Raw genomic sequence first — 25,777 nt, 5'->3', positions numbered from 1 at the left:
GCTCTCAGATTTTCAGCCTGCGACTGTGAAGCCATCCTCACGAAACATTCGCTTGATATTACGCACCGCCTGCCGCGTTCTGTGCTCGTTCTCGATCAGACCAAAGCGCACGAACCCCTCGCCATATTCGCCAAAGCCAATGCCGGGTGAGACTGCAACCTTCGCGTCCTTAAGAAGCTTCTTACTGAATTCCAAAGACCCCAGTGCTCGATACGCTTGTGGAATCTGCGCCCATACAAACATGGTCGCCTTTGGAGGCGTGACCGGCCAGCCCGTCGCATTCAAGCCTTCGCACAGCACATCGCGACGCGAACGGTACATGGTATTAATCTCTGACACACAGCTCTGATCGCCCTCCAGGGCGGCGATGGCAGCCACCTGAATCGGCGTAAACATGCCGTAATCCAGATAGGATTTCATCCTCGCCAATGCACCTACCAAGGTGGGGTTACCACAGCAAAAACCAATGCGCCAACCCGGCATATTATAGCTCTTGGACATGCTGAAAAACTCCACAGCAACGTCCCGGGCGCCCTCCACCTGCAGGATCGAGGGTGCCACGTATCCGTCAAAACACAGGTCAGCGTAGGCTAGATCCTGAACCACCCAAATCTGGTGTTCCTGGGCAATTTCCACGACCTTCTCAAAAAAGGGTAGCTCTACGCAGTGGGTCGTGGGATTCGACGGAAAATTGAGCACCAGCATTTTGGGTTTGGGCCAACTGTTGCGGATCGCGTTTTCCAGCTCCTGGAAAAACTCTTGCTCATTTCCCATCGGCACGTGGCGGATATCGGCACCGGAAATAACAAATCCATAAGGATGAATGGGATACGATGGATTGGGCACCAGAATCGCGTCCCCTGGCCCGGTCGTCGCCAAAGCAAGATGCGCGAGCCCCTCTTTAGAACCCAGGGTGACAATCGCTTCAGTTTCAGGGTCCAGTTCGACGTCGTAGCGATTGCGATACCAGTCACAAATCGCCTTGCGCAAGCGCGGGATACCCTTGGACTGTGAGTATCTGTGGGTATCCGGGCGTCGGGCGGCCTCTACCATTTTATCGACAATATGCGCTGGCGTAGGCTGATCAGGGTTACCCATCCCAAAATCGATGATGTCTTCTCCCGCAGCACGCGCGGCCTGCTTCAAATCACCAACGATGCTAAATACATAGGGAGGGAGGCGCTGAATGCGCTGAAATTGATCTTCCACGAGAACTCACTGTGCTGGGCTAAAAGCCGCCTAACTGGAGACGGCGCGAACGAGACGCGACACTAAAGCTCACGCTCGATACTGTCAAACAAGCCATGGCTCGTTCTCGAGCCATGCATTACAAATAGTTAAAAAGCCTTACTGAAGGCCCAGCAGTGCTGCTATGTCGTCAGCGCTACGATAGCCGGGAATCATCTCACCATCGGGGGTCACTATTGCCGGGGTTCCTCGAACACCTAACTGCTGCCCCAAGGCAAACTGTTCGGCAATGGGATTACCGGGGCACACGTTTTCTTCGAGCTCTTCACGATTTTTAAATGCCGTCAGCGTCGCCTGGCGATCATCAGAACACCATGCACTGGCAAGCTGACGAAATCCTGGTGAGCCTATACCCTGGCGCGGGTACGCCAGATAGCGCACTTCGATCCCTCGACGATTTAACTCAGGCACCTCTTTGTGAAGCTTCTGGCAGTAGAAGCAGGAAACATCCGTAAATACCGTGATATGGCTCTGAGTGGCGCCCTCGGCGGGGAACACAATAGTGTTAGCTTCAGGCACCGCTGCAATCGCTTCTTTACGATCATTAGATCGCTGCTGCTCCCCGAGATTCACAAGCCCGGTAACACCCACGTTGTAGAGATCACCCACAATAAAGTAATCCCCATCTGCCGTTGAGTAGATGGTGGGACCCTGCACAATGTTCACGCGATAAAGCCCGGGCAACTGACTGAGCTCAACACTTTGCACTTCCAGACCGATTTGTGGAGCTCCCAAACGCAAACGCAGCTGCTTTTCGATCTTCGGATCGACGCTCTCCTTTGCATAACTTGCCTGTGCGAAAAAAAGCAGGCTCACTCCCCAGAAGGCCAACAATCGAAGGCCCGAGCGGCTAATGAAGGTACGGCTTGAATACATGACAACATTCCCGTTAATTGCACCGCCAAAGGCGATCTAATAAGTGCTACTACGATGTTTTGATCATACCAGTCTTGGATAGTTCACTGGGCAACAGATCTTGGAGCAATTGTTCACAGCACTGACAAAACTCACCCCCTGGGGTGGTGTTTAGCGTGGAGTGTTTGCAGACGCTGGCGAGCAACATGCGTATATATCTGCGTTGTACTCAGGTCGCTGTGCCCCAGGAGCAACTGCACCACCCGTAAGTCAGCGCCGTGATTTACAAGGTGTGTCGCAAAAGCGTGCCTAAGAACATGCGGCGATATGGGCTTGTGAATTCCAGCGGTCATCGCATGCTGTTTAATGCGATGCCAGAACGTCTGCCGGGTCATCATCTGGCCCCGGCGACTGGGGAACAGAACATCAGACGAAGCCTGACCTAAAAGCTCTGGCCGCACTTCTCGAAGATAACGCTGCAACCAATGCAAAGCCTCCTCGCCGATAGGCACCAGACGTTCCTTTCCGCCCTTCCCACTGACCCGCACTACACCCTGATTAAGGCTGAGCTGAGATAAGGTCAAACCCGTTAACTCAGACACCCGCAAACCGCAGGCATAGAGCAACTCAAGCATGCAGCGATCCCGAAACCCGATAAGTTCGTCAAGCTTGGGGGCCTTGAGTAGTGCATCTACATCTGCCTCGGATAGCGTCTTTGGCAATGGCCGTCCCAGACGGGGACTATCAAGACCCAGCGTGGGGTCATCAGCAAGGTGGCCGCTGCGCAGTAAATAGCGATAGTAACCACGCAAACAGGACAGGGCTCTCGCGGCCGAACGCGGAGAGCGCTTATGGGCGAGCAAATACGCAAGATAAGCCTCGATATCCCCACGAGTAACTGCCGTGGTGCTGCGATCTCGTGTTAAGCCCCAGCGTGCAAACGCCTGCAGGTCTCGGCGGTAGGCTGCAAGCGTGTTTTCACTCAAGCCCTTCTCCATCCAGATAGCATCGAGATAGGTCTCAAGAAGCTGAAAATCGGTACTCGTAGGGGACATAGCCATAGTCAGAGCTTAACAAACGCCGGACACAAAAAAGCGGCCATCCCGCAAGGAAGGCCGCTCTTAAGGTCAAAGGAGCCGCGGTAGCGGCTCGACAATCAACCCAACTTTTCTTTGATTCGCGCAGAACGACCGGAACGCTCACGCAAATAGTAAAGCTTCGCCTGACGAACGTCACCGCGGCGCTTCACCGTGATGGACTCGAGCAAACGGGAGTACGTCTGGAAAGTTCGCTCAACGCCCACGCCATGGGAAATTTTGCGCACTGTGAAGGCAGAATTGAGGCCGCGATTGCGCTTACCCAGCACAACACCCTCAAAAGCCTGGAGACGCTCCCGGGTGCCCTCTTTTACTTTAACCTGAACAACTACGGTGTCACCGGGCGCGAACTCGGGCAACTCCTTGTCCATCTGCTCAGCATTAAGCTGAGAAATTATTGCATTGGTGTTCATTTTCTTGCTCCCAAACTACCTTCGATCATCCAGGGGATGAACCTGTATTAAATTCTCTTTTCAGGGGTCGCGTCTCGATGCTTACTGACTCAACCACTCTGCTCCCACGCATACTACTGCGCGTCACTCTTGTACTCTGCCAGAAGCTTTTGCTCCTCAGCCGTCAGCGCTCTGGTGCGCTGTAAATCCTCGAGCAGATCCGGACGCCGCTCCCAAGTCCTGCCCAAAGACTGCTTCAATCTCCAACGCCGGATCGCAGCGTGGTCTCCGCTCAGCAACACCGCAGGAACGTCCTCCCCCGCGTAGTGCTCTGGCCGCGTAAAGTGCGGGCAGTCCAACAATCCCTGTGCAAACGAATCTTCGCTCGCCGAGTCTTCATGACCCAAAACTCCCGGCAGGAGGCGCGAAACAGCGTCTACTACTACCAGTGCGGCCAACTCTCCACCGCTCAACACATAATCTCCAATGGACAACTCCTCATCCACCGCAGACCTCACAAGTCTCTCGTCTACACCCTCGTAGCGCCCTGCAAGCAGTACCATCCCCGGCAGCGACGCCAGTTCTCTCGCTCTGGCGTGGTCAAATCTGCGACCCTGGGGCGACAAATATATAACCGGCGCACCAGCACCTGCGTAATCCTTCCCTGCCTCAAGGGCAGCGGCGAGAGGCTCAGGCCGCATCACCATTCCGGGACCGCCCCCGTAGGGCCGATCGTCAACACTGCGATGACGATCTTCGGTGTAGTCCCGAGGGTTTATCGCTGTGATGTTCAATCGCTCATCACGCACCGCGCGCCCGGTCACTCCTATTTCACTCACCAAGCCGAGCGTCTCCGGAAAAAGAGTAACCAGCGCAACCCGCATTAATCTTCCGGGTGCCAAACTACAGTCATAGTTCCCGCTTCCTTATCTATCTCCAACACAACATCGTCAGGAAGATAAGGGATAAGCCGCTCTCGCTTATCGATACTGCCATCACAGGGACGCAGTACCAGTACATCATTTGCCCCGGTCTCAAGGAGGTGGTCTACCACGCCGAGCAGTAAAGTCTGCCCCTCGTGCTCCGTCCACACCTGCAATCCCTGCAACTGGTGCCAGTAGTAGTCTTGGGGACCCAAAACCGGTAACTCCGCTTTGGGAACCCAGACTTCCGTGCCTCTGAGTAGCTCGGCGTCTGTTCGGGTATCCACCCCAACGACTCTGGCTATCAAACCTTTTCCCTGAGTGCGTCCATCCTCAAACTGGATGGCCTCGGGCTGCCCTCGCCGAACTACCTGGTGCCGACTGAAGGCAAAAAAATTCTCGGGTGGGTCAGTAAAAGCGTGCAGCTTGACCCATCCCTTAATGCCATACGCGCCGGTGATCTTGCCGGCGAGTAGCATTTCTTCCTCGGGCGAACTCATGCCCGAGAGGCCTTAAGCCGCGTCGGCGGTTTCGCTGCTTGTCTCAGCAACGCTGAGGAGCTTCGCTACGCGAGCAGACAACTGCGCGCCCTGGCCCTGCCAGTACTCAATGCGTGTGCGATCAACGCGCAGACGCTCTTCCTGGCCACGAGCTACAGGGTTGAAAAACCCTACACGCTCGATAAACCGACCATCGCGTGATCTGCGGCTATCGGTCACCGTCAGGTGATAAAAAGGACGTTTTTTTGCGCCACTGCGTGACAGTCGAATAGTAACCATTGCCTTGCCAACTCACTCCTGCGAAAACCTGCGGCCGGTCGCCATAATCGGCGTTTTGGCGCAGATTATCGACAAATACTCGATAATTTCGGGTAACCGTCAAGCTAGTGCTATCTGGACCCCTGCGAAAGGTGGCGCATCATACAGAATATGAGGGCCCGATGAAAGCCCTCTGAAAAGTGATTTTTCCAGTATCTGCGGGCGCTTAGAGAAACTTTGGGGCCTCAGCGCATAGGCGGAAAGCCGCCTCCGCCGGGAGGCATCATCCCGCCCATGCCACGCATCATTTTTTCCATGCCTCCGCCCTTCATTTTCTTCATCATTTTGGCCATCTGCTTGTGCTGCTTCAAAAGGCGGTTAAGGTCCTGCACCTGCGTGCCCGACCCCCGGGTAATCCGCCGTTTGCGAGTCCCCTGAATCAACTCCGGATTGCGACGCTCCCGGGGAGTCATGGAGTTAATCATCGCCTCCATACGGGAAAAGGCCTTGTTGTCGATCTGGGACTGAGCAGCCTGGGCCATGCCCGACATGCCAGGCATTTTGTCCAACATGCTAGCCATGCCGCCCATATTGTTCATCTGCTGCAGCTGATCTCGGAGGTCTTCGAGATCGAATTTTTTGCCTTTTTTGACCTTTCGGGCGAGCTTTTCGGCTTTTACCCGGTCAACCTTCTGCTCGACCTCCTCAATGAGGGACAGCACATCACCCATACCGAGGATTCGCGAAGCCAACCGGTCCGGATGAAAGGGATCCAGCGCCTCGGTCTTTTCGCCCACTCCCAGAAACTTAATAGGCTTTCCTGTGACCTGACGTACCGAGAGCGCCGCACCGCCACGGCTATCGGCATCTACCTTGGTGAGGATCACGCCGGTCAGGGGCAGCGCCTCTCCAAAGGCCTTGGCCGTATTGGCAGCATCCTGCCCGGTCATTGCGTCAACGACGAAGAGTGTCTCTACCGGAGTCACCGCCTTTTCGAGCTCCGCAATCTCCGCCATCATGGCTTCGTCTATGGCTAAACGCCCTGCCGTATCCACAATCAGCACATCGCTGAACTGAATTCGAGCGTGCTCACGCGCCGCCAAAGCAATGTCTACGGGCTTTTGATCGACGGTTGAGGGAAAGAAATCGACACCGATTTCTGCCGCGAGCGTCTCGAGCTGCTTGATCGCAGCGGGACGATAAACGTCAGCAGACACGACAGTGACTTTCTTTTTATCGCGCTCCTTAAGTAGCTTTGCAAGCTTCGCAGCAGAGGTGGTTTTACCTGCACCCTGAAGACCGGCCAACAAAATCACCGCGGGGGGCTGGGTTGTAAGATTCAGGCCCTCATTGGCTGAGCCCATCACCGACTCCAGCTCAGCCTGCACAATCTTCAGGAAGGCCTGCCCCGGGCTAAGGCTACTCATCACCTCCTGCCCCAGGGCTCGCTGCTTCACGGATTCAACAAATTGCACAACCACGGGCAGGGCAACGTCCGCCTCGAGCAATGCCATGCGCACTTCTCTCAAAGTGCCCTGAATATTCTCTTCGCTGAGGCGTGCCTTGCCGGTGACGGCTCGCAGGCTTTGGGTCAATCGCTCGGAAAGATTCTGGAACATGTAGTAAAACGTCCTCTTAGGGCGCGCACTCAAGTCAAGCGCGCTATTGATTACGCAGTAACAAGTAGGTACAAGGGTGCGCAAGTATACGCGCCGCGGAGCCGGCCCCCAAACCCATGTCCATAGCTTTTATAGCCGTTATTGCTGCACTGCTCTATCTCGCCGCTGCGGGCCTTCAGCTAGCAAGCGCTCTACAGCACCGCGGCAGCCTCAGCCGAAGCCTCGTGGTAATTGGCGTTTTCGCCCTTTGCTGCCACGCCTATCTGACCTGGCACAATATTTACGACCACAGTGGTATGAACTTCGGTTTCTTTCGAATCTTCTCGCTTATCTTTCTCGGTATCAACTCCATCTGTATGCTCGCCCTCATTAAACGGCCTTTGCAGAACCTTTTGGTAATTCTTTTTCCGTTATCGGCGGTTGCCATACTCATTGCCACCCTGGGCCCGGACACTGGCTCTCGGGATCACGCCTTTCCCCTGGGAGTTGCCGCGCATATCGGCAGCTCGGTAGTCGCCTACTCTTTACTTACACTGGCAGCCATTCAGGCGGCACTGCTTGCGGCCCAGGATGCGCAGCTTAAAAGACGTCAAATGGGCGGACTGCTGGGTATCCTCCCTCCGCTGCAGTTGATGGAAAGCATGCTCTTTGAGCTCATCTGGGTCGGCTTCATCGGTCTTACGTTGTCTATCGGCACTGGCGTGATATTCATGGAAGACATTTTCGCCCAGAACCTCGTGCATAAAACAGTTCTGAGCATTGCAGCCTGGGTACTCTTTGCGGTACTCCTTTGCGGTCGCCATTGGCTTGGTTGGCGGAGTCAAACAGCCGTGAGACTGACGGTGACCGGCTCCACGATCCTGATGCTTGCCTTCCTTGGCTCCAAGCTTGTGCTTGAACTGGTTCTAGAGAGAGGCTGACTTGAACGACGCACCTCTGGGCCTGCTGTTTGCCGTGCTGGCGGCTTTGATCCTTCTGTCTGGTTTCTTCTCGAGCTCCGAGACAGGCATGATGTCCCTCAACCGCTATCGCCTGAAACACCTTCGCAAACAAAAGCACAAGGGCGCTTTGAGAGCGAGCAAGCTGCTGGAGCGCCCGGATCGACTCATCGGTTTGATTCTCATCGGCAACAACCTGGTGAATATCGCCGCTTCGGCCATCGCAACGGTGATCGCTATTAGACTCTACGGGGATGCAGGCATCGTTATTGCGACGATCCTTCTCACTCTGGTGATATTGATTTTTGCCGAGGTAACACCCAAAACTATCGCGGCACTTTACCCAGAAAAAGTCGCATTTCCGGCCAGTCTGATTTTGTTACCACTCATGCGTTTACTCATACCACTGGTTGCCACAGTCAACTGGGTGACTAATGGTCTGCTGCGCCTGCTCGGCGTAAATATGAATGAGGCAGGCGAAGACAAGGTGTCTCGGGAGGAGCTGCGCACTATTGTCTCGGACCCCGGCGCTATGATCCCGCAGCGCCACCGGGGCATGCTGGTCAATATTCTGGATCTGGAAGGCGTCACTGTCGACGACATCATGGTTCCACGAAATGAGTTCTACGGCATAGACCTGGATGCAAGCGACGACAGCATTTTAGAAACCATTCACCGCAGCAGTCATACTTTGCTGCCGGTCTGGCGCGAAGACAGCAACAACATCGAGGGCGTCCTGCACTTGCGCAATGTGAGCCGCATCGTCGACCGAGATGGCCTGTCTCGCAGCGGCTTGTTAAACGTGTTGGACAAGCCTTACTTCATACCCGAGAGCACGCCACTACATACCCAGTTGCGTAACTTCCAGCAGAAAAAGTTTCGTTTAGCACTGGTTGTTGACGAATACGGCGATGTGATTGGCTTGGTGGCCGTGGCCGATATTTTGGAAGAGATTGTCGGCGAATTTACATCCAATCTGAACGACAATTCAGACGAAATCTATCCGCAACGCGACGGCAGTTATGTCTTTGACGGCGGCGCAAGTGTGCGAGACATCAACAAAGCCCTGAAGTGGGAGCTGCCTACCGATGGCCCCAAAACCTTATCTGGCCTTGTGCTTGAATACCTTGAGTCATTTCCGGACGCTAACGCAGGGCTGCGTATCGGCGGGTACTGCTTCGAAATTCTGGAGCTTGAGGGCAATGTAGTTCGTGCCGTTCGAGGCCGACCCTCGGATTAGATCTTAAAGGCCATGCGCTTTAACTCTACAAAAGCCTGATGGGGTTGTCGGCCTCACGCCGGGCTCTGGCGAGTGCCAGCATGGCTCGCTTGTCGTCGGCACTGGCCATAAACCAGTCGGTAATTTCCTGAGCACTGCGATAACAACCCATGCAAATGTCATTCTCGTCCAACGCACATATCGATATGCAGGGCGAGGCAGGATCGGCCTGCGCCGCATCAATGGACCGATTACTATCATCCATTACAAAAGCGCCTCAAGCTCGCTATTGAAGCGTGCGGCATTGCTCGAGTAGTGATCGGCATTGAGGGCGAGCATCGCCTGCTGATCAGGACTCAAGGTTTTACGCACGACTGCTGGTGAACCCATTACTAAAGAGCCATCGGGAATATCCATGCCCTCGGTGACCAAGGCATTGGCCCCTATGAGACAACTCTTGCCGACGGTCGCACCGTTGAGGATCACTGCGTTAATGCCAATCAAAGTTCCGTCGCCAATGGTGCAGCCATGAATCATTGCATTATGCCCAACGGTGACATTGTCGCCGATGCGGGCAGGAAACCCCGGGTCCGCATGCACGACAGTGCCATCCTGAATATTGCTCCCCGAACCGACTTCTATGGATTCCACATCGGCGCGCAGTACACAGGAAAACCACACGCTGCTTTTGTCGCCTAGAGTCACGCTGCCAATCACAGCGGCATTTGGCGCAATGAAATGGCCTTCGCCCTCCAGTACTGGACTGGCATCTCCAAGCTTGTACAACATGCTATGACTCTCCCTGAAACTGATTAATCACTAGTTAGCGCGGGACGATCTCTTGCGCATCGTAGAACCGGGCTGCGAACTCATCGAGGCGCTGCCCCTCGATCGCCTCCCGAATGCCCCGCATGTGGTCCTGATAGTAGTGCAAATTGTGCAGTGTATTGAGCTGAGAGCCGAGTATCTCGTTGCACTTATCCAGATGATGCAGGTAAGCCCGACTAAAGTTGGCACAGGTGTGGCAGCCACATTTGTCATCCAGGGGCGCTGTACTATGGCGGTGTTTTGCGTTGCGAATCTTGATCACGCCGCTGGAAGTAAACAAATGTCCATTGCGCGCGTTTCGTGTGGGCATCACACAGTCAAACATGTCGATCCCCCGACGAACACCCTCCAAGAGATCTGCAGGCGTACCTACCCCCATCAAGTACCGGGGATGACTCTCTGGAAGTAAAGGCTGCAGCCCCTCCAACACCTTGAGCATTTCATCTTTGGGTTCGCCCACCGAGAGTCCACCGATGGCGTAACCGTCAAAACCAATGTCGACCAGGCCTTCGAGAGAGCGCGCTCGCAGGTCCTGATACATACCGCCCTGAACTATGCCGAATAAGGCTGACTCGCTGTCGCCGTGCGCCCTGCGACTGCGCTTGGCCCAGCGTAAAGACAACTCCATGGAACGCTCAGCTTCATCATAGGTAGCAGGATACGGCGTACATTCATCAAAGATCATGACGATATCGCTACCCAGAGCCCGCTGGATCGCCATGGACTTTTCTGGATCCAAAAACACTTTGGCACCATCAACCGGCGACTGAAAAGACACACCCTCCTCAGTGATTTTACGCATCGCTCCCAAGCTAAAAACCTGAAAGCCGCCGGAGTCCGTAAGGATGGGACGTTGCCACTGCATGAAATCGTGTAAGTCACCATGGGCTGCGATGACCTCCGTCCCCGGACGCAGCCAAAGATGAAATGTATTGCCAAGGATAATCTGCGCGCCCAGAGCCTCCACATCCCTGGGAAGCATGCCCTTCACGGTCCCATAAGTACCCACGGGCATAAACGCGGGCGTATCCACAACGCCTCGAGCAAAATGCAAACGAGAGCGCCGAGCGGCGCCATCGCTCGCAAGACGTTCAAACTTCATTGGGGACGAGCCTCAGGCGTTGGAGTAAGAAACATTGCATCGCCATAACTAAAGAAGCGATAGCGCTCAGCCACCGCCGCCTTGTAAGCATCCAGCATAAGATCTCGGCCACAAAATGCACTCACGAGCATCAGCAGCGTGGACTCCGGGAGATGAAAATTGGTGATCATGGCGTCAACACACTGAAAAGCGTAGCCCGGATAAATAAACAAACGCGTGTCGCCGACATAGGGGGCAAGCCGCCCCGAGGCCGCAGCGGTCTCTAGACTTCGAACAGCGGTGGTACCGACGGCGACAACCCGCCCTCCACGCTCACGTGTTGCTGCAATAGCATCACACACTGACTGGTCTACTTCGAGGTATTCAGCATGCATCTGGTGCTCCCGAATATCATCACTGCGCACAGGCTGAAATGTGCCAGCCCCCACATGCAGAGTCACCTGCGCGCGCCTCACACCCATATTATCCAGCGTATCAAGCAGCGCATGATCAAAGTGCAGCCCGGCCGTGGGCGCCGCAACAGCCCCTTCGCGTTTGGCATATACCGTTTGGTAGCGCTCTCGATCCTCTATGGCATCAGCGCGATCAATATAGGGGGGCAAAGGCATATGCCCGATTTTCGCCAACATGGGCCCAAGCGCTGCCGTGCTGCTAATCTGGAACAGTTCGCCCTCACGGCCATCAACGCTGACCGTCAACTCTGTTGCTGGCGAATCGGCTTGCTCTGCAAGGGCTATGGTCTGCCCGGCACGCGGCGTTTTACTGGCCCTGATATGAGCTAGTGCACTGTTCTCACTTGTAAGGCGCTCTATAAGAATCTCTACCCGCCCGCCGGTTTCTTTGACGCCATACAAACGTGCGGGAAGCACTCGCGTGTTGTTAAAAACCAATAAGTCGTCAGGATTCAATAGCGAGGGTAGATTCGAAAATTGACGATGAGCCATCGTGTCAGCTCCGCCATTTACGCACAGCAATCTACTTGCCGAGCGTTCCGACAGGGGTTGCTGGGCAATTAGTTCCTGGGGCAGTTCGTAGCTAAAATCAGAGCGTTGCATGATGGGAAACGCGCGGCGCGAACCGCGCAATCCATAGGTGAATAGCGATTATTCTTTGTCTTCGCCGTCTTCCTCTGCAGCTGCCTCAGCTTCTTCAGCGGGCGCTTCCTCTGCAGCGGCTTCTTCTGCCGGCGCTTCTTCGACAACAGCTTCCACAGCAGCAGGCTCAGCAACCTTGATCAGGCCTTCCTCGAGGAGGATCCGTACCTTCTCTTCGCCGTTTACAGGCTTCTTGGCTGCATCCTTAACTGCATAGCGCTCATCGCCGCGCTGAAAGATACTGTAATCGTCTGTCTTTTTGACTAATTTCATGGTCATATTTCTTTTCTCTCTGTCGGCGCACCTTACGGTACGGGGGCGGATACTCAGTTAGCGCGCTGGTCGCGGCGCGAGCGAAGTGTACAGAATCATCCAGCAGTCGGACAGCCTGAAGAATGATGAATATCACGATTTGTAGACAAGTTATGGCGAGACGGCTTTGTCCGCTGTTATACTCGCGCCCGCCCCGTAAGTGGGCGGCGAAACCTTTCTGTGCCGAAGTGGTGAAATTGGTAGACACAGGGGATTCAAAATCCCCCGCCTTAACAGGTGTGCCGGTTCGAGTCCGGCCTTCGGTACCATTATTTCCCTTTATTTCAATGGTTTATGGCTGAGCCCTTTCGGGCGGCGCTCACCACCCCTGCGCTCGCATTTATCATGCACACACCATGCACACCTGCGCAATAAGCTGACTCGCCCAATACACAGCTTAAGCTGGCAATGAACACCCCTCCCCGCCCGCCATTCAATCGGGTGTATATATGTGGGTACGACAATCCCCGTAACGCCCTCCAATTCCAGGCCGCCCAGCCCACCAGATGTGTAAACCCGATAACCCTGAACCTTCGGCAATGCCTTTCTTGGGGGTGGGGGTCTTTCTGTTCTGATTTCTCGACTGCGAACCCAAAGAAACTGCCAGTCACCCATGATGTCCTCGCATAAGAAAAGCGATAGCCTCACCCTTGGTTCTTTCAGCTGGCGCTTACCAATGACCGACGAACGTGATTACCCCGAAGTAATCTCTGAAGAAGAGCAGGAACATGGCAGCCGAATCGGAGCCAAGATGCACCTATTCCTAGAGCGCATGATTACCGCCGCAAAGGAAGAGGAATGCATTGATGATGAGCGTGCTACAGACCTCATGCTGTGCGCCGCAGTTCAACTACACGCAGAGCGATTTCCCACTACGCCGAAAGACATAGCCGTATTTTGCCGGTCTATTGCCGAGGAAGTGCTTAAGGAGTCTGGCGAAGGTGATGTCCTCCACTAGCCGCACCAAGCTTGGCTAAGTCGCTGCGTCGGAGACAACGGTGGCGGATAGCAAACCTCTAGGAAAAGCATTGAAATACAACAACCGCAGTCGACATCGTTTCGCGACCTAAATTCTGCTGATTACTGTCCTCGCTTCTGCCGGGCAATACGTGATGCAAGGGGCAGTGACATGGCCAGATCGCGCTGCACGAACTGTAGATAGGTACTTCGCTAATGTTTATATGAAGGCAGCAAGCCTTCTGAATCGTGCTGACATTCAATACACATCTGATTCTTCAAATACCGCATCCAAGCCTGATACCTCACAACCGATCCCGCCAGCAGGGTTTGGTCCCACAGGCGAGATTGTTCGCGTCGTTGACGGCGACATCGTTGAGCTACAGACGAATGAAACAGTCTGTATCCGGCTTCATGGCATTGATACCCCTGAGAAGGGGCAACCATTTGGGAAAGCGGCGACTCGCGAAGTCTCACGACTCATAGCGGGTACAACTATTGGGGTCGAGGCCCAAGGAACGGATCTTTACGGAAGGACGATTGGCGTCATCTACCTGGACGGTAAGAACATCAACGTGATGATGGTCGAGAGCGGATGTGCCTGGTGGTATCGACAATACGCCCGAGATGATCTGAATCCGATGCAAGCAGAGACTAATGCAAAGGAGGCTAAGAGAGGCTTGTGGGCTGATCCAGACCAAATTGCTCCGTCGGAATGTTGGGGCAGATCAGATCAGTGAATGCATCATACTTCCTATAAAAAAGTTGTAATTAACTTGGGTGGGTCTAAAAGTTTGGCTGGATTCCGAAGAGTCCTGGCAAGCTTGTCGTTAAAATACCCAAGCCATCATCAACCACATGATTAGAAAAAAAACGCCAAACCCGGGCAGCACAAATTGGATCTCGCCGATCAGACCATCACCAGCCACCAATGTAAGCAATATCATGATTATTAAGGTGCCGAAAAACGCGAGAACCGCCGCATCTTTTAAGCCGAGCCCATCGCCTGTTGATGCGGATATAATTGAAAAAGCCTCGGGTCCAAGAATAAAGATCCCAATAGCACCAACGAGGAGTAAGACGGATATTGCAACAACAATCGTTACGGCTTCTTTTTGGTCTTTCTCCACAGGCTCAGCGCTCCCTTATCGTTAGCCGCCTTTGAGGAGCTGCCTCAGCTCCTGTGGCTTAGGCATTCCAGAAGCAACTAGCTCAGGGGAATCTCCTGCAGTGAAGACCTGAACATCCCCCGTTCCGAAGATACGCTGCCCAAACGACTGAACGAGCTTAGTTGAACGAATGTTCGAGAGCTTAAGCTCCGTCCTGTCCTTACTCAACAAACCCTTCTCAAGCATGATTTCGCCGTCCGATACACGCACTACCGTAGCTTTACACTGCAGATACCAGATAACTAAGATTGCTAATCCAAGCCCAAAAAATGGGATCAGTAATAAGCAAAGCACGAAGAGTATTGGGCGGTTCTTCACCATAGCGGGGCTTTGTACGTAAGGTTCAGACATTGTTTCTCCTAGATTTAACCGATTTGGACCGACGACACGAAACAACTGCCACAATCACACAGCCACTTTAGAAGTGCAAGTTTCAAAAAAAAAATCACAAAAAATTTGACTAATGGCAGTTGAAATGTGGTCTGCCACCAACTCAGTTCAGTAACCCACTGTTGTGGGTTGGGGCGAACTCTAGGGTTAGGCCCCATATGCGCCAGGGTCAGATTAAACTCCTCGGCGACGGTTACCAGCCCCGCCCAATCAGTAAACCATCCACGATGCTCTGGAACATCGTTTACGCCCGCGCAGAGGGGATTCTAGCAACCCAGGATCACGACGCAGTAGGTAGCGGTAGGTCAAGGTCAGACGGCGTGTTCGCAGAAGCGTTCTCTCGCATTTTAAGGTCCAGGGACGACGCTTGTAACCAGAACGTATTTTTAGCGTCGGGTGTGTAGATTACAACTGCAAATGGCGACGGCCATTTGTACTGGGGGGTGTGGCATAAGAAGCCGTGAAGCATTAACTGCGGCGCCGCACGGGCGCCAGATCCTATGGTCGTGTGGGCGTGGCCGGTAAAGGGAAAGTAAGAAGGTCCGCTTCCGCATTCACCACTCTTCTTCTTTTGACTTTTTCTTCTTTTTCTTCGCCTCAATCAGTTCCTGAATCTCCTGGTCTGATTCAACCCCCGGATTGAGAAGATCGATCCGTTCACGAAGCACATATTGCTCTACGTCAAGATTAATAGAGCCTTCCAAGCCGGCGTCAGCTGGTCGCCCATACGAAAAATTCGGCGCAACCCTGACGATTTCGACTATCCCACGGTATTGCTCAGTCCGCCCCAAGCTCTCATTAGTGTAGGGATCAATTAGCTCATCTCCATAGCTATACAACTTGAATCGATCGCCCGGACTCAGTTGTCCCTGACCTTGAGAAAACACAAGATTTCCGTTCGCCGAACTAAGTAGCATTATGGGATAGATTTGATTGACCACCCTATCTACGACTTTCGCAGCGAGACCGTCTGACAAATAGGAGACTACCTCGCTCGTAGTCATCGAACTTTCGGGGCTCAATTGCGTGGTGACTGTGTCACTAGACAGAATCTGCTGTGTTGCTGGGTTTACTAAACGATAGTCGAGCGCAGCCTTACCGCCGTAAGTCGAGTACTTTCGCCCAGTTGCTCTTGTCTCATGCATAGTCTCGGAATAACGAAAATTAGTGACCTTGGACACCAGTAAATAGTCTGCACCGAGCTGCTGACCTAGGCGAGACGTCTCGACTAGAGGCGCATCACCAGACTGCAACATGGCCCGCTCTGCCGAAGCATCGCTATCAAATTTACGATCGAGGACAGCAAACTTGTTAGCTTGTGTTAGGCGGTTAGTGAGCCTTTGATTCAGCGCATCAGCAATCTGAGATGCAGGGATAGAGCGACCCGAAATAGCATAACTTCCAACATCCGATCTGGGGTCGAGAACCGCGATCCGCGTTCTTTTGGTAGACGGATCGGGTTGGTAACGTGACAATTTGGCTTTCAATGTCACGCTCCATACCCCAGGCTCATCTTCAGTCTTCGAGAGAATCTCGTATCCACTAACCGCGCCACTACTCTTGGAATAAACCAAATCCATGTAAGTGGGGGACTGAAAGTAATTGTCGCCAAAGCTAGCCTGAATTTTAAGGTCCGTATCCGCCATAATGGAAGCTCGACCAACTTTCTTTCCTTGGTGTTGCTCAACTGCGAGCATTAAAGCCTCGTTGATAGCAATCGCAAGAGTCGGTCCAGTCCCTTCCGACTCTACTTCCACCACCTCAACCTGCCCAAAAGCGAGCAACGGAAAGAGCAGAATAATTCCAAGCATGAATCGATTCACAACAATCTTCCTCTAAAGCAGGGTGCGACTTGCTTCTAAAATCCAAAATCCAAACTTTCCAATGCGTCTGTGGCGTCATCTGGTACCGGGATTGATTGCGCGCTCGCAAAAGAAAGAAGCGATTTACTAGTGTCATACAAATCTTTGGTAAACCCAGGAACCGAAGTAAGAATATATGTACCAGCAGCAAGCTCCTTTTTCACCGAAAGCTTTTGCATCATCGGGGCCGACACTAATCTGTTTTTGGCTGCGTTTCCGAATGAACCGAAGTCATCTGAAAGTCCGGCGGTCAATGCTAAGCCTTTGAGATATGGACCGAACGCGGAAGCATATATTTGTTTTGCATCGTCAGTTAAGTCTTCGCCTTCGGCAAGTTTTTTGGCAATCGCCTCATTGGCGCGTTCACTTACTTCCGAAGCGGTTTCAAGTGCATCCTTGTCAAGAACAGTGCCCCCAGAAAGGACTTCGCTTTGCGCGCGCAATTCCGCAGCCTCATCTTTGAGCCCAAATGCGTCTGCGAGTAATATCTGTGACTGGTTTATTAGCGCGGCCGCCGAAAGGTAATTAACCACAAGAGCATCCTGCATAGACAAAGCATCCATAGGCACAGCCGCCGCCCCTGCCTCGTCAGTCACTGTTGCGGAAACATCAGCTGCATCACCTTGCGATTCCTCGACAGGCTCCTCCACCTGATCGTCATTGCCCAGCATCCCCGAAAGCTTCTTACCAAAACCGCCCAGCTGAGCGTAAGATGCCGACGCACCTAAACTCACAACCACTACCGTAAATACCGCCAAAACATTCGCAGCCATCGACTTCGAAACTCTCTTGTTTGCTTCGGACAAAACCGCCATATCAATACACTCCTTTTGCATTCATTTGATTTGTTAGCTCCTCAGCCGCTATCTGAGCCGCCTGTTTCAGCGCATTGTTCCGAGCAACAGTCTCGCTTGGACCTAGGCCAAATTGCTGGACAGGCCCTACGGCAGCTATCGTCTTCGGAAAACGACTACTTACGTCTAAAACTTTCCCTGTTACCGACACCGCAACCCTAGTCAAACCAGAAGCACTGTCGATATCTTTGACCCCAATATCTAACGTACCTAACGCTAGGTAAGGTATCTCCAGCAGCTGCAGGCCCTTAACAGCATTTCGTCGTGTCGAGCCGCCTATATCATCCCCAACACCAAAATCTTCCTGAAACTGATCAACATCAATTAATCCTTTAGACTCTTCAACAAGATACTCTGCCTCTACGACCTCATAACCAGCCGTGGAAAAAACTTCGGACATAGCGGTATTGGCACCATCAGAAGAAAAAACGTCATACATAACTACATCGCTTTTTTGAGTGCTATTGCCGCCAGACTCGCGTGTGGTACTTTGAGATTCCTCCGCTTCATACACAACGTTTGCGCCTGATCCCTGCTGTGCTTCATAGCCCTCAACGGCGCTAGATTCATCGACTCGGTCAAACTCTCTCGCTTTGTAAGACTTTACCGAAGTCTGCGCACGAGCAACAAAAACAAAAGTCATGTACGAACGCTCCCCCGATGAGACGGCCTGAACGGAGGACTTGCTGTCGAGAAAAACGTTTAATCTGGTTGCATTAATCGTGGCACGCAAAACAATTTCTAATCGTTTGGCTTTCTTGTCTGTGTCCTCCGAGATCATAACTTGATCGATAATGTAGTCTCCTAACGCTCCTTCGATCTCACTTCGATGCTGCTCAAACGTCTTGTATTTTGCTTCGCTGCTATTTGCAAGATACCGCTCCAACGCACTCATATTTGCTTGGACTACAGCCCGCTTTCGATCCTCAGCCGATGGGCCAAACCGAGAGCTATATGTGAACGATGCTATGCCCTTGGATTCAACAGTTTGGGCCGTCGACAGAGAAGGCAGGCCCAGTAGCAACATAAACGCGATTGCTAAGCTCAAAAGTCTTGTGACTACTTGCATTTGTCTAATACCCCCATAAAACTCTTTAATTGATCGATTTCCTTGCCGCCGCCAAGGTGCCTTTTGCTGAACTGCTTGGTTGGTGAAACCAACGCTAAAGACAGCTTCGAATAGCCAGCACGAATACTTTCTTCGAAGGGCGGCCAATCTTCCCAGTGACGCTGAGAACGCGGAACCACCTTTGTGACACCGTTTTTAAAAGAAAATTTGGCATAGGTTTTTTGGGACAATGGCTCGATAACCTCGAAGCTACTCAAGACGCCGTAAACCCAGGTTTGACCGGCCGCGGTGTCAGAAAAAAGCACCTTTTTTATTGCTTCCAACTGGATGGATAACTCGAAGTCCGGCTCGGGTATCGCCAAAGAGAATACCTTTCCGTCCGCAAATCGCATGGACATTTTATTGCCAATTGCATAACCCTTCTTAAACGGCAGCAGCGACACATTGTGATGTTCTACAAGGCTTTTCCCGATTGACTGTGCGAGCATCGCCTCTAGCGATCCTTGAGCCTGCAAATACTCAGGAAGAAACTCGGACACCGAATCGTCAACGATTACGTCGCCGACCCGGATCGTATTTGAGTAATTCCTTTTAGGGCTGTAACCATTCAAAGCGGCGATGTATTGGCCTAAAAGATCGATTTTCCCAGGGTTGAAATAAAGCCGCTCAACCGCCTGCTCGATCTCTCGATCGGTGTAGGGCTCTGGTTTTGCATCAACAAACTGCACATTAATCGGCTGCTCCTTTAGTATTTGCATACTCTCGAAGTCGACAAACAGTGCGCTAGCAGAAAGCTGAATGAGTAATTTGTAGTTCTCATCGATCTTCTCGACAAGGACGACTTCTCTCGTTAATGCGAGGCTAGTGACGATAGCGTCTGCATTCGGTTTGGCCAACACATCCACATCAAGTCTGTAACCTGACGGGGACACGCTCTTGAGTCTGTTGCCCAGTTCCGCGTCTATTGCTCCACGTGAGGCAGCACCTCCACGATTGGCTTTATTGCTCAATGGGAAGAGTTGATCAATATCTTGATAATCCGATATGTAAGAAAACCCAGCGAACTGCACAGAAGTTTCTGCTGCAGACATCTGAGAAAACGGCACAACCGTGATCAGGATCAACAACACAGTGCCTAACTTAATACCCTGCTTGTTGAGTGACGCCGAAACTTCAGAAGCGAAGGTTTTTATTACTTGAATTTTGTGCAAGCCGCCCACCTTAAAGACACCACCACGTGATCGTCTAAACACGAAGCCGCAAGACGAAATCACTAATGCAAACGAACGGACAATAATAAAGAAGCTGCGCGGGGATTTGTTTTTGTGACCTAGGACAGACTACACAAATTGTCCATAATTGTCACAAAAACTATGAATATAATTATCTCAATGTGATCCTCCTAAGTGTTTTTGAACTTCTTGCGGCGCCGCCCATTTACATCTAGGCACGTAACAGCGTGCTCCAACACCAGCCGCCATGCCGTGGAACATCAATTCCGCCCGCGCAGAGGGAGGGGGGGCGGCAACCTAGTAATACGAGGCAGTTTTAGGTCAAGGTGAGACTCCGCTACACCCGTGATGCACGCCCCAAGTAGGGGAGTTCCCAAAGGCAAATCGTATTCTCATAGGCAGCTTCATTTAATCTCGTATGTAGCAGCTACCGCCGTCAAAGCACTCTATATCTAGGCTCTCACCGTCGCCGCAGTCGGCAGTATAGTGTTCACTCTCGTCAGACACCTTATCTAGTCGAATAGAACTAATGCACATCATCGCTTCGGCAACAGCATCTGCCTCCGCCTGCAATACGCCTAAGGGAGTCACTTGCTGAGTCGAACCACTCGAATTGTGAACCGCAACGATGACATCCGTCTCCACGGCTACGTCCGGCTTTGATTCGCCGCCAGGCATACCATCTAGGTCGTTCAACACGCGACTGATAACTTTGTCATAGCTAGCGAGGCGCTCAGGACCCGCAGGATGAGTTGCCAAAAATCCAGTTTTCTCTCGCCCGCTCGCGGCTCCCATCTTCAGCAGCATTTGCCTGCTGGCAAAAAGGTCATACCCGGCAAGCTGCAGAATGTAGGCCGAGATCAGATCAGCCTCCTTCTCTTGTCTGACGGAATACGCGCGATCGCCAATTAACGCCCCCGCCTCAGCCATGTTACTGATAGCATTTTGACTATTTTGCTGGCACGCGTAGCTGTAGCAAGGACCTGCATTAGCCTGGACCGCTGCCATAGCGACTGCACCAAGCAGTGCCCCCACCATAGCTCGCCCCTGCGACTCACTAATGTGGTCGGCTATGTGGTGCCCCATTTCATGGGCTAACACCATAGCGATCTCTGAATCGCTTGCGGAATACGCCATAACATCGTGAAAAACGACGATTCGGTTTTCATCCGTCGCATAAGCGTTTAACTCGCGCTCGCTGTCATAATCTACGTCCCACCAGCAAACGGAATTTTCGTCGACATGACGACAAACCGATGTCGCCGCATCGCGAATTTTCTGGTTGACTCGGTACAATGAACCCTCCGCGTGAGGCTCACTTAAAACACGTTTTTTGATCGGAAGCGGATAAGACCGGATTTCACGAGCGGTTCGCTCAATATCAGCCTTCGCTAGCTCTGGAGGCTTGTTCTGCATGCTTCCGCACCCTCCCACCGAAGTGAAACCGACGGCCAATACCGACCACAGAATCAAACGATAACAAACTGACAACTGAATTTTCATCTACGCTCCCCACTCAATGAATCCCTCGACTAACAGCAGTCGCCAATTAACCGAGAATATGCATTGATAGTGAATCGCGCCCCCCTCGAAAGCCAGTGACCCATGTCAATATTATGTGAATAGATGAACTAAGTTTTTGTAAATTGTGATGTGACTCACTGTCTACAATGTCATGGAGCATCATTTCCGTACGCGTAGGGGTACTTCCAGCAACCTAGGTTCGCGAAGCAGTAGGTAGGCATAGGTCAGATGATGTATTCGTAGAAGCGTTCTCCCGCGTGCGCTACGGCCCAAGGGAGGCGCCCTTAATAGGAACGTGTTTTTGGCGTCGGGTGTGTAGGCCTGATAACTGCAAAGTCTGCTGAGCGCCTTTGTTGGGGGTGGGGCCTCAGATGCCGTAGAACGCCGATTCCGCGCCCGTTTTGGCAGATCTTTCAGACTACGTTGATTTTCTTAGGGTAGGCAATGGGTAGCGTTCTGTCCTGGAAAACGCCACTGTTTGGCCCCACTACCGACCGCGCTAAACTCTATTGATGGACGAACGCGAACAACTCATAGCCGCCCAGGATCGCCTCGACGCGATGATGGTGGAGGCTCGCAGAACACAACAACTCCTTGAGAATGAGCGGGCAGCAATACGCCGCTCAAAACGCATTCAAAAAGTTTGGTGGTTAGCTGTGTTTCTACTGGGTGTCGCACTGGGCTTTGCAGTCGCTGAGATGCTTATTGATCCCGTGACGATCTTCGTGCCCACTGATGGCATTCAGGCGTAACCTTTCATACCATGATACGTTGGAGCTGGCATTCTGATCCTTGGCAGGCTGCACACGTCAAACGAGTAATGGCGCTATGCGAGCGGGGTAACCAAAGTTACGGCGCAATTTAGTCAAGCGGGACGTGGCAGCCTTTTTTGCTTTTTGAGAAGTTACGACACGTATGACATACAAAATAGATGCACCGGTAATCGAAAACAACGACAAACATACGAAAATTTTTTACATCATGCCGTCTTCTGATGACGAGCTTCAAAGCGCCCTCGAAATTTTAGCTGGGTATTTCAAGAAAGAGTTCGGTTACGATTTCACACAGTACTGTAAGTATGAAGAAAATTCGGATCGCACTGGGTTTTTGATAACTCAGCGCGCATTGGATCTAGTGAAAGATATCGAACACTACCCTTATCGGATAATTGGTGGTGGATGCTTTCTTGCCACAGAAAATGGTAACCACAAGCTTGATTGGATATGGTTTCACCCATTCTCAAGAAACCGTGGGGAACTCAAAAAGATATGGCCCGGTTTTAAGGAAAAGTTCGGAGATTTCTCATACACCGAACCTCTGTCATCACAAATGAAGTTGTTTCTAGAGAAGCATGCATAGTCTCTCCGTGAAGCTCATTTTGGCCAACGTCAGAGACGATCTCAGGCGCAGAGATGCGTGCTATCGATCAGAAGAGACAGGGTGGCACGTTGAATAAGCTCTGACAGAGTGTAGTCTAGCCGCCTTAATTGCCGCTCCACGTTGCGTAAAGAAGCCGGCAAGCCGACAAAGCCTTGTTGGCCATTTAACGCTTATTCCTCGTCCCAGAACGAGATACTCTTCTTTGACAAAAAATCGTTTTCTCGCTCTTTTGCGTTTTCAAAGAGCTCTTCGCTGATCGCCCCTGCGTCCATCGCTTCTTCCATACCACTCAATATTTGACTATTGAGTTTAAGCGAGAGCCTTCGCTTTTCTATCGCGCTTAACATAATTGAGAAGCCCAATTTATATTCATCTATAGACTCTTGCATTTTATCGAACACGGCCTCCAGCTCTTCCGTCACCTCTTCCCAGTCTTCTTGGCAGTCACAAGCCCTGTCGAAATCTGCTGGAATCGTTTTGCTAGGAGCCTTTCCACCAAGGATTTTCACGCCTGCCTTTCGATAGATCTTCGCTACCAATTCAGAACAAAAAGAAGAATGTTCCGTTTCAATATGGAAGTACTTGGAATTGTACGCTTGATGAAAATAATAAATGGCTGCCTTCATTACCTCTTCTTGCTCAGACTCGCTAAGGACTTTTAAACGGACAGCACGCCATGAAGGCTCGATCTTTGGTAGCACCTCGTCGAAAAATACAATCTCAACCCCACCATCCATGGTTGCGTGCACGAAACTTCCCTCTGCAAGGCTAACCAAAACATGGCTGGACTTTACACCTGAGTAGAATGGCTTCTGCGCCGTGGTGAGGAGTGTTGAAAACCTCCCATTACCGCGAACTAAGAGTACGTCCCCAGGATTCATCTCATCTCCTGTGAAAAATCAAACCCAAGTGACTAGTGGGTGCTACTTTTAACACAGAGCGCCAACCTTTGCTTACAGCGTGACTCTGCCAATGTCGCGAATAAAGACGATCTCGACCGGCCGATAATCAGCTGTCGCTCGCACGAGGCTCGGTAACGCTAGCGACATACTTTGAGGGTGACCTTTCCCCCAAGTTAAAACCAATACTTGGATGAGATCTCCAGAATTTATGCTGCTTGTCTCGCAAAGGCAACCGGCGGTAAATAGTTCAGCGAGCTGTGCGGTCGAACGTTGTTGTATTGGTGTTGCCACAGCATGATTTCGGTCTCTGCGTCGTCGAGTGAGCGGAACCAGTGACGGTTCAGACACTCATTCCTGAACTTGCCGTTAAGGCTTTCCACAAATGCGTTTTGTGTTGGTTTTCCTGGTTGGATAAATCCGAGCTTCACTCCGGACTCTTGGCTCCAGAAGAACATCGCTTTGCTGGTAAATTCCGTGCCATTGTCGCAAATAATCGTCCGCGGCTTCGCACGACCTTCGAATAGCTCGTTTAAAAAACGAGCAACCTGCGAGCCAGTGATCGACACTGAAACAAGTTGCCCGACCATTTCACGAGAGAAGTCATCAACGACATTTAGTACACGGAATCTTCTGCCGCTACTGAGCTGATCTGACACAAAATCCATCGACCATCGCTGATTGACGCGCGAGGGCACTTCCATTGGCTGCCTGGGTCTCTGTAGCTTCTTGCGCTTCTTTGTGCGCACCTGAAGCCCTTCTTCGGTGTAAAGGCGATAGGTGTGCTTCTTATTCACGACAAGACCTTCGTTCTTCAAAATCCCGTGTAACAGCAGGTAGCCGTAGGCTGACTGCTCCACCGCCAGTGCCTTCAATCGAGACCTCAATGTATCGTCACGAGCCGGCTTCGACGCGTACCGATAACCAGTTCTGCTGACGCCCGCCAAATTGCATGCTGTGCGCTCGCTCAAATGGCCGGCTTCAATCATATGAGTAGCAACATGCTTTCGAGTGGCAGGCGTTACCACTTTTTTTGGAGCACATCCCTCATCGCCTCGTTCTCAAGCAGCTTCTCCGCCAGAAGCTTCTTTAGCTTGCTGTTCTCGGACTCTAGTTCTCTAAGGCGCTTGGCTTCGTTTACCTCAAGCCCGGCGTAGTTACTTCGCCAGTTGTAGAACGTGCCCGTCGAGATGCTGAGCGAGCAGCAGATATCGTCAACCTTGGCTCCTGCTTCATGCTCTTTGATGGCACCAATAATCTGTTCTTCGGTGTATCGCTTCTTCATCGTGAAATCTCCATCGTGCTAGGTTAGCTGGAAATCTCATCCTGTTCATGGCGTTAATATCGGGGGATAGGTCAATGGCAGCGGCCTGTACGAATGCCCCGTGGGGCTGACGGTGGAGGCTAGCTAGCAACGCAGGGTTAGTAGGCCACTCCGCGCCATATCTGAGAACATCCGAAGTGGCTGGCTTCGCCTATTCTTAGACGTTAGCCTCCTCAAGTCGGAGGCAATGGAAAGTCTAATAAGGCCGAATATGGTGTTGGCCAATATCTCCAGCTTGAATGCATCATCCGCGATTCTGCTTCTTCAATAGCTTATAACCTTCTCGAGTTAAATGCGGGTTGGCGGTCCTCGTAAGACGAAACGCAATTTCGCCATATATAGCCCTAAGCACGAAAAACCCCACTACTAATCCTATTACTATTTCCATTTTTATTTTCCCTAGTTTGCAGATGCTATCGAGAGGCTGAAGCCCAGAAACATCATTGCGAGTATCAAAACGAATATAACCACTCCGCCCTTACATAAACTTTGCTAGGCAGAATCTTCTCAGAGCACCAAAACTATTCGGACACCCACTCAACTAAAGTGAGGGAAGAAAAAACACGTTGCAAAAAGCGTGGGTAAGGATTTGGAGTCTCGACCTGTTCATTCAATCCCTTACTTGTAGAGCCTCCTTAGCCGGTGCTTAGCAGTATGGCTATTTGTTAATTTTTTACAACAAAAAGTCTAATGATCTGCACTTGAAGGTAGATTTTTCGACTTTAGATCATG

Annotated in this window: 28 protein-coding genes and 1 tRNA gene; 7 read left to right on the top strand and 22 right to left on the bottom strand. The window is 51.9% G+C overall.

The window, feature by feature from the left end; all coding sequences use genetic code 11:
• Positions 1-12 precede the first annotated feature (12 nt).
• The 8 genes from alaC to ffh all read right to left on the bottom strand — a co-directional run bounded on the left by alaC (position 13) and on the right by ffh (position 6,892).
• Positions 13-1,209: an alanine transaminase gene (gene alaC, locus R0135_RS00770; protein ID WP_407348359.1), complete on the bottom strand. Its 1,197-nt coding sequence runs from the start codon at positions 1,207-1,209 to the stop codon at positions 13-15.
• Between the two features lie 138 nt (positions 1,210-1,347).
• Positions 1,348-2,124 carry a DsbC family protein gene (locus R0135_RS00765; RefSeq protein WP_407348358.1) on the bottom strand — a complete coding sequence of 259 codons (777 nt, stop codon included), beginning with the start codon at positions 2,122-2,124 and terminating at the stop codon, positions 1,348-1,350.
• A gap of 131 nt (positions 2,125-2,255) precedes the next feature.
• The gene (gene xerD, locus R0135_RS00760) at positions 2,256-3,164 is read right to left on the bottom strand and encodes a site-specific tyrosine recombinase XerD (RefSeq protein ID WP_407348357.1); all 909 of its coding nucleotides are present in this window, start codon (positions 3,162-3,164) and stop codon (positions 2,256-2,258) included.
• Between the two features lie 95 nt (positions 3,165-3,259).
• Positions 3,260-3,613 carry a 50S ribosomal protein L19 gene (gene rplS, locus R0135_RS00755; RefSeq protein ID WP_407348356.1) on the bottom strand — a complete coding sequence of 118 codons (354 nt, stop codon included), beginning with the start codon at positions 3,611-3,613 and terminating at the stop codon, positions 3,260-3,262.
• A gap of 113 nt (positions 3,614-3,726) precedes the next feature.
• Complete coding sequence (gene trmD, locus R0135_RS00750) at positions 3,727-4,476, bottom strand: tRNA (guanosine(37)-N1)-methyltransferase TrmD (RefSeq protein WP_407348355.1); 750 nt, start codon at positions 4,474-4,476, stop codon at positions 3,727-3,729.
• Complete coding sequence (gene rimM, locus R0135_RS00745) at positions 4,476-5,015, bottom strand: ribosome maturation factor RimM (protein ID WP_407348354.1); 540 nt, start codon at positions 5,013-5,015, stop codon at positions 4,476-4,478. The genes trmD and rimM overlap by 1 nt, the downstream gene beginning before the upstream one ends.
• Positions 5,016-5,027: 12 nt before the next feature.
• Positions 5,028-5,294, bottom strand: a complete 267-nt coding sequence (gene rpsP, locus R0135_RS00740) for a 30S ribosomal protein S16 (protein ID WP_407348353.1) — start codon at positions 5,292-5,294, stop codon at positions 5,028-5,030.
• Positions 5,295-5,518: 224 nt separating this feature from the next.
• Positions 5,519-6,892, bottom strand: a complete 1,374-nt coding sequence (gene ffh, locus R0135_RS00735; protein WP_407348352.1) for a signal recognition particle protein — start codon at positions 6,890-6,892, stop codon at positions 5,519-5,521.
• A gap of 116 nt (positions 6,893-7,008) precedes the next feature.
• Here ffh and R0135_RS00730 point away from each other — a divergent pair, with 116 nt between their 5' ends.
• Complete coding sequence (locus tag R0135_RS00730) at positions 7,009-7,812, top strand: inner membrane protein YpjD (protein WP_407348351.1); 804 nt, start codon at positions 7,009-7,011, stop codon at positions 7,810-7,812.
• Position 7,813: 1 nt separating this feature from the next.
• Positions 7,814-9,070 (top strand): HlyC/CorC family transporter, encoded by a 1,257-nt coding sequence (locus R0135_RS00725; RefSeq protein WP_407348350.1) that lies wholly within the window; start codon positions 7,814-7,816, stop codon positions 9,068-9,070.
• Positions 9,071-9,095: 25 nt separating this feature from the next.
• Here R0135_RS00725 and R0135_RS00720 read toward each other — a convergent pair whose 3' ends face one another.
• From R0135_RS00720 to R0135_RS00700, 5 genes are read right to left on the bottom strand one after another with little or no spacing between them, the layout of a single operon-like run.
• The gene (locus tag R0135_RS00720; protein ID WP_407348349.1) at positions 9,096-9,314 is read right to left on the bottom strand and encodes a DUF1289 domain-containing protein; all 219 of its coding nucleotides are present in this window, start codon (positions 9,312-9,314) and stop codon (positions 9,096-9,098) included.
• Positions 9,314-9,838, bottom strand: a complete 525-nt coding sequence (locus R0135_RS00715) for a gamma carbonic anhydrase family protein (RefSeq protein ID WP_407348348.1) — start codon at positions 9,836-9,838, stop codon at positions 9,314-9,316. Before R0135_RS00715 ends, R0135_RS00720 begins: the two co-directional genes overlap by 1 nt.
• 34 nt (positions 9,839-9,872) lie before the next feature.
• Positions 9,873-10,979: a tRNA guanosine(34) transglycosylase Tgt gene (gene tgt / locus R0135_RS00710; protein WP_407348347.1), complete on the bottom strand. Its 1,107-nt coding sequence runs from the start codon at positions 10,977-10,979 to the stop codon at positions 9,873-9,875.
• The gene (gene queA, locus R0135_RS00705; RefSeq protein WP_407348346.1) at positions 10,976-12,034 is read right to left on the bottom strand and encodes a tRNA preQ1(34) S-adenosylmethionine ribosyltransferase-isomerase QueA; all 1,059 of its coding nucleotides are present in this window, start codon (positions 12,032-12,034) and stop codon (positions 10,976-10,978) included. Before queA ends, tgt begins: the two co-directional genes overlap by 4 nt.
• Before the next feature lie 48 nt (positions 12,035-12,082).
• Positions 12,083-12,346, bottom strand: coding sequence for a hypothetical protein (locus R0135_RS00700; protein ID WP_407348345.1), 264 nt, complete (start codon positions 12,344-12,346; stop codon positions 12,083-12,085).
• Positions 12,347-12,567: 221 nt separating this feature from the next.
• On the opposite strand from R0135_RS00700, the gene R0135_RS00695 reads away from it, so the two are divergent.
• From R0135_RS00695 to R0135_RS00685, 3 genes are all read left to right on the top strand, one after another.
• Positions 12,568-12,654, top strand: a tRNA-Leu gene (locus tag R0135_RS00695).
• 407 nt (positions 12,655-13,061) lie between these two features.
• Positions 13,062-13,343, top strand: a complete 282-nt coding sequence (locus R0135_RS00690) for a hypothetical protein (RefSeq protein ID WP_407348344.1) — start codon at positions 13,062-13,064, stop codon at positions 13,341-13,343.
• A 223-nt stretch (positions 13,344-13,566) separates the two neighbouring features.
• Positions 13,567-14,082 (top strand): thermonuclease family protein, encoded by a 516-nt coding sequence (locus R0135_RS00685; protein ID WP_407348343.1) that lies wholly within the window; start codon positions 13,567-13,569, stop codon positions 14,080-14,082.
• 90 nt (positions 14,083-14,172) lie between these two features.
• On the opposite strand, the gene R0135_RS00680 is transcribed toward R0135_RS00685, so the two are convergent.
• The 7 genes from R0135_RS00680 to R0135_RS00650 form a co-directional block, all read right to left on the bottom strand.
• Positions 14,173-14,472, bottom strand: a complete 300-nt coding sequence (locus R0135_RS00680) for a hypothetical protein (protein WP_407348342.1) — start codon at positions 14,470-14,472, stop codon at positions 14,173-14,175.
• A gap of 21 nt (positions 14,473-14,493) precedes the next feature.
• Positions 14,494-14,862 carry a PH domain-containing protein gene (locus R0135_RS00675; protein WP_407348341.1) on the bottom strand — a complete coding sequence of 123 codons (369 nt, stop codon included), beginning with the start codon at positions 14,860-14,862 and terminating at the stop codon, positions 14,494-14,496.
• Positions 14,863-15,455: 593 nt separating this feature from the next.
• Positions 15,456-16,724 carry a CsgG/HfaB family protein gene (locus R0135_RS00670; protein WP_407348340.1) on the bottom strand — a complete coding sequence of 423 codons (1,269 nt, stop codon included), beginning with the start codon at positions 16,722-16,724 and terminating at the stop codon, positions 15,456-15,458.
• A gap of 35 nt (positions 16,725-16,759) precedes the next feature.
• Positions 16,760-17,578, bottom strand: coding sequence for a hypothetical protein (locus R0135_RS00665; protein WP_407348339.1), 819 nt, complete (start codon positions 17,576-17,578; stop codon positions 16,760-16,762).
• 1 nt (position 17,579) lies between these two features.
• Positions 17,580-18,686, bottom strand: a complete 1,107-nt coding sequence (locus tag R0135_RS00660; protein WP_407348338.1) for a hypothetical protein — start codon at positions 18,684-18,686, stop codon at positions 17,580-17,582.
• Complete coding sequence (locus R0135_RS00655; RefSeq protein WP_407348337.1) at positions 18,677-19,897, bottom strand: hypothetical protein; 1,221 nt, start codon at positions 19,895-19,897, stop codon at positions 18,677-18,679. The genes R0135_RS00660 and R0135_RS00655 overlap by 10 nt, the downstream gene beginning before the upstream one ends.
• Positions 19,898-20,326: 429 nt before the next feature.
• Positions 20,327-21,421: a M48 family metallopeptidase gene (locus R0135_RS00650; protein WP_407348336.1), complete on the bottom strand. Its 1,095-nt coding sequence runs from the start codon at positions 21,419-21,421 to the stop codon at positions 20,327-20,329.
• Positions 21,422-21,954: 533 nt separating this feature from the next.
• Between R0135_RS00650 and R0135_RS00645 the strand changes: the two genes are divergently transcribed.
• Complete coding sequence (locus tag R0135_RS00645) at positions 21,955-22,194, top strand: hypothetical protein (protein ID WP_407348335.1); 240 nt, start codon at positions 21,955-21,957, stop codon at positions 22,192-22,194.
• Between the two features lie 163 nt (positions 22,195-22,357).
• Positions 22,358-22,801, top strand: a complete 444-nt coding sequence (locus R0135_RS00640) for a hypothetical protein (RefSeq protein WP_407348334.1) — start codon at positions 22,358-22,360, stop codon at positions 22,799-22,801.
• Positions 22,802-22,992: 191 nt separating this feature from the next.
• On the opposite strand, the gene R0135_RS00635 is transcribed toward R0135_RS00640, so the two are convergent.
• Together R0135_RS00635 and R0135_RS00630 are read right to left on the bottom strand one after the other, a co-directional pair.
• A complete protein-coding gene (locus R0135_RS00635; RefSeq protein ID WP_407348333.1) occupies positions 22,993-23,703 on the bottom strand; it encodes a YiiX/YebB-like N1pC/P60 family cysteine hydrolase in 711 nt (236 codons plus the stop codon).
• A gap of 227 nt (positions 23,704-23,930) precedes the next feature.
• A protein-coding gene (locus R0135_RS00630) for an IS3 family transposase (protein WP_407348332.1) occupies positions 23,931-25,006 on the bottom strand; the annotation gives its coding sequence in 2 pieces (ribosomal slippage) (positions 23,931-24,757 and positions 24,757-25,006; 1,077 coding nt in all).
• Positions 25,007-25,777: the final 771 nt, after the last annotated feature.

It is taken from the genome of Congregibacter variabilis (assembly GCF_045689235.1).
Lineage (GTDB): Bacteria > Pseudomonadota > Gammaproteobacteria > Pseudomonadales > Halieaceae > Congregibacter > Congregibacter variabilis.
Note: the sequence above shows the minus strand (reverse complement) of the source record. Positions and strands in the feature narration are given on the sequence as shown.